At 60.7% G+C, this 11,855-nt stretch carries 11 protein-coding genes; 3 read left to right on the forward strand and 8 right to left on the reverse strand.

Features of this window, described 5'->3' with window-relative positions; all coding sequences use genetic code 11:
• Window positions 1-177 precede the first annotated feature (177 nt).
• From Q0063_RS13260 to Q0063_RS13295, 8 genes are all read right to left on the reverse strand, one after another.
• On the reverse strand, window positions 178-459 hold the full coding sequence (locus tag Q0063_RS13260; RefSeq protein WP_297872446.1) for a hypothetical protein: 282 nt from the start codon (window positions 457-459) through the stop codon (window positions 178-180).
• 154 nt (window positions 460-613) lie between these two features.
• On the reverse strand, window positions 614-1,483 hold the full coding sequence (locus tag Q0063_RS13265; RefSeq protein ID WP_297872447.1) for an RnfABCDGE type electron transport complex subunit B: 870 nt from the start codon (window positions 1,481-1,483) through the stop codon (window positions 614-616).
• 13 nt (window positions 1,484-1,496) lie between these two features.
• Window positions 1,497-2,087, reverse strand: a complete 591-nt coding sequence (gene rsxA, locus Q0063_RS13270; protein WP_297872448.1) for an electron transport complex subunit RsxA — start codon at window positions 2,085-2,087, stop codon at window positions 1,497-1,499.
• A complete protein-coding gene (gene rsxE / locus Q0063_RS13275; RefSeq protein ID WP_297872449.1) occupies window positions 2,088-2,687 on the reverse strand; it encodes an electron transport complex subunit RsxE in 600 nt (199 codons plus the stop codon).
• Window positions 2,688-2,707: 20 nt separating this feature from the next.
• On the reverse strand, window positions 2,708-3,328 hold the full coding sequence (locus tag Q0063_RS13280; RefSeq protein WP_297872450.1) for an FMN-binding protein: 621 nt from the start codon (window positions 3,326-3,328) through the stop codon (window positions 2,708-2,710).
• Window positions 3,325-4,365, reverse strand: coding sequence for an RnfABCDGE type electron transport complex subunit D (locus tag Q0063_RS13285; protein WP_297872451.1), 1,041 nt, complete (start codon window positions 4,363-4,365; stop codon window positions 3,325-3,327). Before Q0063_RS13285 ends, Q0063_RS13280 begins: the two co-directional genes overlap by 4 nt.
• Window positions 4,362-5,747 carry an electron transport complex subunit RsxC gene (gene rsxC, locus Q0063_RS13290; RefSeq protein ID WP_297872452.1) on the reverse strand — a complete coding sequence of 462 codons (1,386 nt, stop codon included), beginning with the start codon at window positions 5,745-5,747 and terminating at the stop codon, window positions 4,362-4,364. Before rsxC ends, Q0063_RS13285 begins: the two co-directional genes overlap by 4 nt.
• A gap of 299 nt (window positions 5,748-6,046) precedes the next feature.
• Complete coding sequence (locus tag Q0063_RS13295; RefSeq protein WP_297872453.1) at window positions 6,047-7,057, reverse strand: hypothetical protein; 1,011 nt, start codon at window positions 7,055-7,057, stop codon at window positions 6,047-6,049.
• A 162-nt stretch (window positions 7,058-7,219) separates the two neighbouring features.
• Here Q0063_RS13295 and Q0063_RS13300 point away from each other — a divergent pair, with 162 nt between their 5' ends.
• The 3 genes from Q0063_RS13300 (at window position 7,220) to nrdD (ending at window position 11,713) form a co-directional block, all read left to right on the forward strand.
• On the forward strand, window positions 7,220-8,290 hold the full coding sequence (locus Q0063_RS13300; RefSeq protein ID WP_297872454.1) for a DUF4118 domain-containing protein: 1,071 nt from the start codon (window positions 7,220-7,222) through the stop codon (window positions 8,288-8,290).
• Between the two features lie 177 nt (window positions 8,291-8,467).
• On the forward strand, window positions 8,468-9,175 hold the full coding sequence (locus Q0063_RS13305) for a response regulator (protein ID WP_297872455.1): 708 nt from the start codon (window positions 8,468-8,470) through the stop codon (window positions 9,173-9,175).
• 360 nt (window positions 9,176-9,535) lie between these two features.
• Entirely contained in the window at window positions 9,536-11,713 is a 2,178-nt protein-coding gene (nrdD, locus tag Q0063_RS13310; protein ID WP_297872456.1) for an anaerobic ribonucleoside-triphosphate reductase, read from the forward strand.
• Window positions 11,714-11,855 lie beyond the last annotated feature (142 nt).

Below are 11,855 nucleotides of genomic sequence, written 5' to 3' on the forward strand. Positions count from 1 at the left end.
CTTGGCTTTCCCCAACCGAGTTCCTTGTCCAATTTGTTTGACAATCCTACAGAAATCAAAATGAGGCGTATCCGCTCACATATTTTATCTGTAAGAGGGAGCGGGCTTTGCCGCCTGCTTTCCACAATTACGCCTGTAGGGGCGGGCCTCCGGGCCCGCCCGTCCTACCAACGGTCCTCAGTCCTCCTCCGCTGGCTCCGCGGAAATGCTGAGCTCCATGCGGGAATCGCTGTAAACCAGGAAAAGTCCCGGGCGGCCCCCGTCAAAATGAAGCTCGATATCCTCGTATTTCAGAATCTGCGGTCTGCCGCCCCGCTTCATGGTCGACACTGCATCGGGCCGGCCCAGCACTGCGGCCACCGCCTCTTGCAGCATTCCAAATTCTAACGGCGCAATCGCCCTGGTTCTAATCAGCGCATCCCGCCAGATATGAAATCTTTCACGTTCTTCTCCGTTCAAATCTGAGACCTCCCAGGTGCTGAATGTTCCCCGACGGTGGGGCCTTCCCCCCGGTGCTTTCGGCGGTACCGGCATCCATTCGGGACCGCTTCCGCCCCCAATGAAGCCCAGGGCCCCGCATCCAGAGGATACGGGGCCCTGTCCGGCGTTTTGCTTATTTCGCCTCGGCGGCCTTGGCCTTTTCAGCCTGGGCCTTCTTGATGGCCTTGTATTTTTCCTTTTCCTCGGCGGTCGCCGCGGGAAGGATGGCGTCACGGGGGCAGACCTTGGTGCAGAGCTTGCAGCCCACGCACTTGTCATAGTCGATGACGGCCACGCCGTTCACCACGTGGACGGCGTCCTTTTTGCACTCCTTCTGGCACAGGCCGCAGCCGATGCAGGAGGTGGAACAGACGCTCATGGCGGCCTTGCCCTTGTCCTGGTTGGCGCAGCCCACGTGCACCTTCTTGGAGGCGGGGACGGAGGTAATCAGATGCCGGGGGCAGGCGGAGGCGCAGGCCATGCAGGCGGTGCACTTGTCCGGGTCCACCACGGCGGTGCCGCCCGGCCCAATGGACATGGCGCCGAACTGGCAGGCCTTCACGCAGGAGCCGAAGCCCAGGCAGCCAAAAGCGCACTCCAGCGGTCCGCCGGCCACCTTGGTGGCGGAGATGCAGTCCTGTACGCCCACATAGTCAAAGCGCTTCTTGGCGTTGACGCCGCCGGTGCACCGGACGAAGGCCACCTGACGCTCCCCGGTGGGAGCCTCCAGGCCCATAATCTTGGCGATGGCGGCGGCGTTTTCCGCGCCGGCAGGGGCGCAGGCGGTGACAGGCGCCGTACCCGCCAGGATGGCCGCGGCGCAGCCGCCGCAGCCGGGGAAGCCGCAGCCGCCGCAGTTGGCGCCGGCCAGATGGCTCAGAATCTCTTCCTCACGGGGGTCCTTTTTCACCTCAAAAATCTTGGAGGCAACGGCCAGGACCAGGCCGAACACCGCGCCCAGGATACCCAGGACGGCGACAGCGGCGATGATATTTGTTACCATTTCACTGCCCCCCTTACCAAATCTTCAGGCCGGAGAAGCCCATGAACGCCAGGGCCATCAAACCGGCGGTAACGAGGGCTATGGGGAATCCCTCAAAGCTCTTGGGATACTCGGCAAACACCAGACGCTCCCGGATGCTGGCAAACAGCACAATGGCAACCAGGAAACCGATGCCGCCGGTAATGCCGTAAACCACGGACTCGATGAAGTTGTAGCTCTCCTGGATGTTCAGCAGGGCCACGCCCAGCACCGCGCAGTTGGTGGTAATCAGAGGCAGATACACACCCAGAGCCGTATACAGGGAGGGCATGGACTTCTGTAAAAACATCTCGATGAACTGCACCAGAGAGGCGATGACCAGGATGAAGGCCACCGTCTGCATGTATTCCAGCTCAAAGGGAACCAGCACAAACTTGCTGACTGCGTATGTAATCGCGGAGGCCAGACCCATGACGAAGGTCACGGCGATGCCCATGCCCACGGCGGTGTCCACCTTCTTGGACACGCCCAGGAAGGGGCAGATTCCCAGGAACTGGGAGAAAATGAAGTTGTTCGCCAAGATAGCGCCCAGCGTAATCGCCAGGAGTTTCGTAATTTGATCCATTTATTTGCCCTCCTTAGACTTGGACAGCGCCCACTGCATGGCGGCGATCAGGAACCCCAGCACCAGGAAGCCGCCCACCGGCAGCGTCAGCACGCCGATAGGGAACTGCTCCGGAATGATGCGGAAGCCCGCCAGAGTGCCCGCGCCCAGCAGCTCCCGGATGAAGCACATCGCCAGCAGGACGAGGGTATAGCCCAGGCCCTGGAAAATGCCGTCAAAGAAGGAGCCGGCCACGCCGTTTTTATAGGAGAAGGACTCCGCCCGGCCCAGGATGATGCAGTTCACCACGATCAGCGGGATGAACACGCCCAGGGACTCGGCAATGGCCGGGACAAAGGCCTGGAGCAGCAGGTCCACGCAGGTGACGAAGCCCGCGATGACCACGATGAACATGGCGATGCGGATTTTGTCCGGGACAATCTTGCGGATGGCGGAAATAACCACATTGGATGCCGTCAGGATAATCAGCACGGATACGCCCATGCCTAAGCCGTTCATGATGGAGGTGGTGATGGCCATGGTGGAGCACAGGCCCAGCATCTGCACCAGAACGGGGTTTTGGGTAATCAGACCCTCTTTCAGCTGTCTGCCGATATTCATGATTCAGTCACTCCCCTTTCTCAGCCCATGACGCCGGCCACGGCCAGCGCGGCGCTGACGCCGTTGGTCACGCCTCTGGTGGAGACCGTGGCGCCGGAGATGGCGTCCACATTGCTTCCCACGGTCAGGGCGCCGTCGGCGGCGGTCTTCCCCTCGAACTGGGAGAGGACGCCCACGCCCTTGGCGGTGTTTTCGTTGTTCATGACCTTGGAGCCGATACCGGCGGTCTCGGAGTTTTTGACGATGGACACGCCGGTGACGGCGCCCTCGCCGTCCACGCCCACCATCATCTCAATCTTGCCCTGAGAGCCGCTGGCCACAACCTTGATGGCGTAACCCACGCTCTGGCCGCCGGCCTGGGCCTCATAGACAGAGTCCAGGGCGACGCTGCCGGCGGCGGCGGTCATGTCCTCGGTAATGGGCAGGGGGTCGGAGAAATCGGTGGCGTCGGGGGCCACCTTCTTCATGGCCTCCACGGTTTTCGCCCAGTTGGTGGCGGCAATTTTGTCCGCCGTAATGGCGTTGACGCCGCCCAGGGCCGCGGCCACCACCATGCAGGTAACCAGCAGGGTGACGGTCAGCTTGATGATGTATTGAGGGTCCATATGGACCTTTTCCTTGGTCTTCACATCGTTGCTCATTTCCCGGACGCCTCCTTCTTGTCGGATTTCACGGTGCCGAAGCGGACAGGCTTCGTATACTTGTCGATGAGGGCCACAAACAGGTTCATGACCATGATGGAATAGCACACGCCTTCATTATAAGAGCCGAAATAACGGATCAGCACGGTGAACACGCCGCAGCCAATTCCAAAGACCAGCTGGCCCTTCTTGGTGACGGGGGATGTGGCATAGTCGGTGGCCATGAAGAACGCGCCCAGCATCAGGCCGCCGCCGAACAGGCTGTACAGCATCCATTCCACGCCGGTGCCCGCCCGGGGGAACAGGAAGGTCAGGACGGCCACGGTGCCGATGTAGGCCACCGGGGTCTGCCAGTTGATGACCTTGCGCCAGATGAGGTACACGCCGCCCACAATCAGCAGCAGGGCGGAAACCTCTCCCATGGAGCCGCCGATCTGGCCCAGGAACATATTGCTGACACTGTAGGTACCCTTCAGCTGGTCGAAGCTGGCGGCGATGGAGGCGGCGTCAGGCCCCTTCATATAGGCCAGAGGCGTGGCGGCGGTGACGATGTCCACATTGGAGCCGAAGGCCGCGGCCTTGTTGACGGCGGGGTCCACCCAGCTGGTCATGGTGCCGGCGTAGCTGGCCAGCAGAACGGCCCGGCCCGCCAGGGCGGGGTTGACGAAGTTCTTGCCGATGCCGCCGAAGAGCTGCTTGACAATGATGATGGCAAAGGCGTCCCCGATGAGAATCATCCAGTAGGGCATCTGCACCGGGCAGACGAAGGACAGCAGCATGCCGGTTACCACGCTGCTCAGGTCCATTACGGAAGAGGGCTTTTTCATGGCCTTCTGATAGAGCCACTCAAAGAACATGCAGCCCGCCACGGAGACGGCGGTGAGGCACAGGGCCCGGAGGCCGAAGTTGAAGCAGGCGAAAATCAGCGCCGGAAGCATGGCGATGATGACATCCAGCATGATGGTCTGGGTGCGCTCGCTGCCGCGGATATGGGGGGAGGAGGTGGCAATCAGCTTTAAGTTTTTATAGTCCGTCATTTGTTGACAACCTCCTTCTTCTCCGCTTTGGCATCCTCAGCGGCCTTTTTCGCCTCGGCGGCGGCCTTGGCCTTGGCCGCGGCGTCCTTCACCAGCTGCTTGCCGGTTTTGAACATATGGGTCAGGTGCAGCCGGGCGGGGCAGGTGTACGCGCAGGCGCCGCACTCCATGCAGTCCATGATGTGAGCCTCGTTCAGCTCATCCACCAGACCCTTGGAGGCGTACTGATACAGGAACAGGGGCTCCAGATGCATGGGGCAGGCGGCAATGCACTTGCCGCAGCGGATGCACTGGGGATTCGCTACGGTCTGCTCCTCCTTCTCGCAGAAGGCCAGCATGCAGCCCGTGCCCTTGGCCACGGGAATGTCGGCGGTGTACTGGGCCATGCCCATCATGGGGCCGCCGGCAATGAGCTTGTATGTACCGTCCTTCAGCCCGCCGCAGAAATCGAACAGCAGGGAGACGGGGGTGCCGATGGGGCACTCCACATTCTTGGGCTCCACCACGCCGGAGCCGGAGACGGTGACCACCTTTTTCACCACGGGCATGCCTGTGGTAATGGCTCTGTAGATGGCGCAGGTGGTATTGACATTGAAGACCGCGCATCCGATGTTGCTGGGCAGTCCTCCCGGAGGCACCTGCTTGCCGGTGATGGCCTGGCAGAGCTGTTTTTCACCGCCCTGGGGGTAGCGGCAGCGGAGACCCTCCACCACCACGGGGGCATGCTTCGCGGCGATGACCTCGTTCATTTTGTCAATGCCGTTTTGTTTATTGACCTCCACGCCGATGACGACTTTTTCCACGCCGAACATCTTGGCCAGGTAGGTGGCGCCGCCGATGATCTCCTCCGGCCGCTCCAGCATGGCCCTGTGGTCTCCGGTGATGTAGGGCTCGCACTCCGCGCCGTTGATAATCACGGTGTCCACTTTCCCGATGCCGCCGGAAATTTTCACGTGGGTGGGGAAGGTGGCGCCGCCCATGCCGACGATGCCGGCATTTTTCACGATCTCCACCATCTCGTCCACGCTCAGGGCGTCCGGGTTCGCGGGGGCCTGGACCTCCTCGCTGACCTCGTCCTGCATATCGTTGTCAATCACCACGGACAGAATGTTTCCGCCCATGGAATAGGGACGGGGCTCCACGGCCTTCACCGTGCCGGAGACGCTGGCATGAATGGGAGCGCCGAGACCCCGGAACTCACCGATTTTCTGGCCCACCTTCACGTGGTCCCCGGCCTTCACCAGGGGGGTGCATGGCGCGCCGAAATGCTGGGACATGGGAATGACCACCTGCGCCGGGGCGGGCAGCTGCTCGATGGCCTTTTCATTGGTCGCGGCTTTCATGTCGTGGGGATGAACGCCGCCAAAGAAAGCTTGTGCCATTTTTTCACCTCATTTTTTTACTCCTGACGGCGGCCGGGACGCAAACCTCTCCCGTGGGCGGACAATCCGGGCCATACCATCACATACTGAAGCTGATTGTACACCCATCCCGCAAAAATGTCCAGTCTGTGAACAGCTTTTTTTCTGGAAATCCTGTCTTTTTTTGCGTTTCCTTTACGGAACCGGAGCCCTGACCGCCCCCGAAAAAAGCAGAACTGCTCTCCTTTGTCCAGCGAAAAAGAGGCGCGCAATCGTTTATTCAGGTTATTTTTGTCTCTGGAGCCGGTAAAAAAGAGCCGTCAAAACCCAATGTCCCCGGCCCATTGAATGGCCCAGACGGCGTCGGGGGGAAACGCCCATACATAGCCCTTCGCCGTTTGGATCGTGGAACGGTCCACGTTACCCAGGAAGAAGTACTCGTTTCCCTTCCCGTCAAAATAGAACCGCCGTCCGTCCCGCTTTTTGATGGTGATGTCAGCCTTAGGCAGAAGCAGCTTGAAAATACCCAGTATGAATTCGTCCGCGCCGTCCGGCAGCTCCTTCATCGGCTCGCTGTCCTCCCAGCTCCACTTACCGCCGCCGGGCTCCTTCGCGCAGCCAAAAAAGTCCGCGCAGGCATAAACGCCCTGGAACCGCTCTTCCAGCTCCCGGCAGCTTTTTTCATCGGCTTGGATGGGCGGATACGGTTCATCCCCGTACCAGTCGCAGAAATAAAGGCGGACATTCGCAAATTTCCAGACGTTTTTGGGGGAGCGCAGAACCAGGGCCGTACAGCCGGAGTTGTAATTGCCCCGCGCCATGGAGACATCCAGCTCATGGACCGCCCCCTCATAGTCCTCCACCCGGCAGAATTGAAAGGGATACCGTTTTCCGTCTCCTCCCTGAGGCCACATCAACGCCTTCCCCTTCCAAATGATATCATCAGGGGAATTTCCGCCGGCAATGCCCTTCTTCCCGGCAGGGGAAAAATAGGCGAGCCATTGGGGGTTATCCGTCACGGAGTTGCTGACCTTCGTCACGGCGGCCACCTCCACGGCGGGGCAGGCCTTGGACATCGCATTGACGCACCAGAGGTTGCAGCCTACATAATGGGTAAAATACGTTCCCGTTTCCACCAGGACCGCCTCGCCGCCGTCCCGGCCCTCCAGGGCGAACATCCCGGCGAAGCGCCGGATTTCCTCCACCAGCGCCTGGTCCCAGTCCGCAGTGTCCTGCTTTTTCAGCCACTTTTCCGCCGCCGGGCCCAGGGCCCGCAGATCCTCCGCCTTCCCCCGGAAGGCAACGGCCAGATCGCCGTAGTCTATCGACATGACAACTTCCTCCTTTTTTCGGTTTTTCCAGTATATCCTCCCCCGGCGGCGCTGTCAATTCTCCCGGGCTCAGGACGGGCGAAAGGCGTTGAATCCCGGGAAATTTTCTGCTATACTATTGCCATGCCTGACGGCAGACCAACGTGAAAGGAGGGCGGCGTCTTGCGTTTCCGCTTTCAAAAGCCCTGGGCCTCTCCCCTGTTCCCCACCTCCCGGAGGGACTTTCTTCTCACCGCCGCCATCCTGCTCTGCGCCATTCTCCTCTGCTTTTTCCTCCAGAACGCAGGCGTCATCGAGGGCTTTGCCCCGCCGGTGTTCGTGCTGGCGGTGCTGCTGATCTCCCGGCTGACCAGCGGATATCTCTACGGCCTCATCGCCGTGCTTCTGGGCGTCATCTGCGTCAACTTCGTCTTCACCTATCCCTACTGGGCCTTCAGCCTGAGTCTCGCCGGATACCCCCTGACCTTCTTCACCCTTTTAATGGTATCCCTGATTACCTGCACCCTCACCGCCCAGGCCAAGCGGCAGGCCCGGCTTCTGGCGGAGAACGAACGGGAGAAAATGCGGGCCAACCTGCTCCGCTCCGTCTCCCACGACATCCGGACCCCCCTGACCTCCATCGTGGGGTCCGCCTCCGCCCTGCTGGAAAACCCGGGCCTGTCCCAGGAGGAACAGCAGGCCCTGCTGCGGTCCACCCGGGAAGAGGCCCAATGGCTGATTCAGGTGGTGGAAAACCTGCTGTCCATCACCCGCATGGGGGACGAGCAGGCCTCCATCACCAAGGAGCCCGAGGCCGCGGAGGAGGTTCTGGAGGCGGCGGCCCGGAAATTCCGGCGGCGCTTTCCGCAGGTGACGGTGACGGTCTCCGTGCCGGAGGAATTACTGCTGGTACCCATGGACCCCATCTTAGTGGAACAGGTTCTGGCCAACCTGCTGGAAAACGCCGCCGTCCACGGCCGGGCGTCCCACATCGCCCTCTCCCTGGAGAAAACCTCCTCCCGAGCCCGCTTCTCCGTCCGGGACGACGGCGGCGGCATCCCCAAAAGCCAGCTCCCCGGACTCTTTGACGGGCGTCTCAAGCCCCGCCAGGGCCCCGGCGGCGACGGCAAACGGAACATGGGCCTGGGGCTCTCGGTCTGCCGGGCCATCGTCCGTGCCCACGGCGGGTCCATTGAGGCCCGCAGCCGGGAACAGGGGGCGGAAATCCTCTTCTTCCTGCCCCTGTCCGCCTGACCGCACCCCCCGTTCCGGCTTCGCCGCCTCGGCGGCCTGTCCCGGGAGTCCGGGCGCATCGCCGGGGGACGCCGGATAAGGGGATTTTTACCATCAACCATCAGACCAGGCGCTCTCCCACGGCCCGGCGGGAAACGGCACGCGCAGGGAAACCGGCGTCAAAAGGAGGCTTGCCCTATGACGATTAAAGAAAAAATCCTGGTGGCGGAGGACGAGAAAAACATCGCCCAGTTCATCGCCGCCGTCCTGAACGGCCAGGGCTACGAAACCGTTCTGGCCCGCAGCGGCGGAGAGACCCTGTCCATGATCTCCTCCCACTGCCCGGACCTGGTCATCCTGGACCTGGGACTGCCGGACATGGACGGGCTGGACGTCCTGGCCAGGCTCCGGAGCTGGTCCAGCCTGCCGGTGGTGGTGGTCTCCGCCCGGTCCCACGAGCGGGACAAGGTCACTGCTCTGGACGCCGGGGCCGACGATTATCTGACAAAGCCCTTCGGCACCGCCGAGCTCCTGGCCCGGGTCCGCACCGCCATCCGCCACACCCGCACCGCCAGCGGCAACGACGAAATCGCCCGGGAGGGCACCTGCACCGTGGGGGAGCTGGTCATCGACTACAACCGGCATCAGGTCCTCATACGGGGAGAAAACGCCCGGCTGACCCTCAGCGAGTTCCGCATTGTGGCCCTGCTTGGCAAGCACATCGGAAAGGTGCTGACCTACGACACCATCATCAGGGAGCTCTGGGGCCCCCGGGCCGGCGGCGGGAACCAGATTCTCCGTGTGAACATGGCCAACATCCGCCGGAAAATCGAAAAGAACCCCGCCGAGCCGGAATACCTCTTCACCGAGGTGGGCGTGGGCTACCGCCTGTCCGACGGGGAGTGAAGCCCTTGGCGCGGCGGTGCTTTCAGCGGTTTTCCACCCCCCTTTTCCCGCCCTCCGGGCGGGAAAATGAGACTGTCGAAAAAACGGATTGCTTTCAGTTTTCGGAAAGGAAGATAGTATGAAAGAAACCCATCAGGGGTGTCTTTCATGTTCAATCAATAAGTTTACAAAACTTTTTTGAAGTTTTGTAAACTTGCTCAGCCTGTCGAAAAGACTTTTTCGACAGGCTGAAAATTTTCTCTCGGTTAGTCGCAAATGCGACTTGCTAAACTAGATATTGTGTATTATGATGGACAGGCTGACATATATATGGTATAGTTTGGTCCGACTTGGGCGGACCCAAATGAGAGGGGAACACGAATGAAAGTCATCAAGCGCAACGGAACCGAGGTCATCTTTGATATCACCAAAATCCTGGCGGCCATCACCAAGGCCAACGAGAGCATTGAGGAGAGCGTCCGCATGACGCCGGTGCAGATTCAGCGTATCGCCGAGTCCGTGGAGCTGGCCTGTCAGAAGATGAACCGCTCTCCCTCCGTGGAGGAAATTCAGGACCTGGTGGAGTACCAGATCATGGCCCACGGCGCCTTTGAGGTGGCCAAGAATTATGTTACCTACCGTTATACCCGCTCTTTGGTCCGGCAAAGCAACACCACAGACGACCGCATCCTCAGCCTGATTGAATGCTGCAACGAGGAAGCCAAACAGGAAAACTCCAACAAAAACCCGGTGGTAAACTCCACCCAGCGGGACTATATGGCCGGCGAGGTCTCCCGTGACCTCAGCGAACGGCTGCTGCTTCCCGCCGATATCGTGGAGGCCCACCGGGAGGGCATCATCCACTTCCACGACTCCGACTATTTCGCCCAGCACATGCACAACTGCGACCTGGTGAATCTGGAAGACATGCTGCAAAACGGCACCGTCATCACCGGCACCCTCATCGAGCGGCCCCACAGCTTTTCCACCGCCTGCAACATCGCCACCCAGATTGTGGCCCAGGTGGCCTCCAATCAGTACGGCGGCCAGTCCATCTCCCTGGCCCATCTGGCCCCTTTCGTGGACATCAGCCGGCAGAAGCTGCGGAAAATCGTGGCGGAGGAGATGGAGGACATCGGCGTCTCCCTGACCCCCGAGGCCCTGGAAAAGCTGGTGGAAACCCGCCTGCGGGAGGAGGTCCGGGGAGGCGTGCAGACCATTCAGTACCAGGTGCTGACCCTGCTGACCACCAACGGACAGGCCCCCTTTGTCACGGTCTTCATGTACCTGGGAGAGGCCAAAAACGAACAGGAACGGAAGGACCTGGCCCTCATCATCGAGGAGACTCTGGAACAGCGCTATGAGGGCGTGAAGAACGAGGACGGCGTGTGGATTACCCCCGCCTTCCCCAAGCTCATCTACGTCCTGGAGGAGGACAACATACACGAGGATTCCCCCTATTATTATCTCACCAGGCTGGCGGCCAAGTGCACCGCCCGGCGGATGGTTCCAGACTATATCTCCGAGAAGAAGATGCTGGAGCTGAAGGTGGACAAAAACGGCGAAGGCCACTGCTACACCTGCATGGGCTGCCGCAGCTTCCTCACCCCCTATGTGGACCCGGAAACCAATCAGCCCAAGTACTACGGCCGGTTCAACCAGGGCGTTGTGACCATCAGCCTGCCGGACGTGGCCCTGAGCTCCGGCGGGAACATTGAGAAATTCTGGAGCATTTTCGACGAGCGGCTGGAGCTGTGCCACCGGGCCCTGCTGTGCCGCCACGAGCGGTTAAAGGGCACCCCCTCCGACGTGGCCCCCATCCTCTGGCAGTACGGCGCCTGCGCGAGACTCAAAAAGGGCGAGCCCATCGACAGGCTGCTCTACGGCGGCTACTCCACCATCTCCCTGGGCTACGCGGGGCTCTATGAGTGCGTGAAATACATGACCGGCAAGAGCCACACGGACCCCTCTGCCACCCCCTTCGCCCTCCAGATTATGGAGACCATGAACGCCGCCTGCCGGAAGTGGAAGGCGGAGCACAACATTGATTTCAGCCTCTACGGCACGCCTCTGGAGTCCACCACCTATAAATTCGCCAAGTGCCTCCAGCGCCGTTTCGGCGTCATCGAGGGCATCACGGACAAGGGCTACATCACCAACTCCTACCATGTCCACGTGACGGAGGAAATCAACGCCTTTGACAAGCTGAAATTCGAGGCCCAGTTCCAGCACCTCTCCCCCGGCGGCGCCATCAGCTATGTGGAGGTGCCGGATATGCAGAACAATCTGGAGGCGGTCCTCCAGGTGATGAAATTCATCTATGACAACATCATCTACGCCGAGCTGAACACCAAAAGCGACTACTGCCAGGACTGCGGCTGGGACGGGGAAATCCAGGTCGTGGAGGAAAACGGCAAGCTGGTGTGGAAATGCCCCAGGTGCGGCAACACCGACCAGGACAAAATGAACGTGGCCCGGCGGACCTGCGGCTATATCGGGACCCAGTTCTGGAACCAGGGCCGGACCCAGGAAATCCGGGACCGGGTGCTCCACCTCTAAATTCAGAGTGGAGAGTTGAGCGTGGAGAGTGGAGATACAAGCCGGAATCGGGGGCTCCACCTCTAAACTCAGAGTGGAGAGTTGAGAGTGGAGAGTGGAGATACAAGCCGGAATCGGGGGCTCCACCTCTAAACTCAGAGTG

Source organism: uncultured Oscillibacter sp. (genome assembly GCF_947654275.1).
GTDB lineage: Bacteria > Bacillota > Clostridia > Oscillospirales > Oscillospiraceae > Oscillibacter.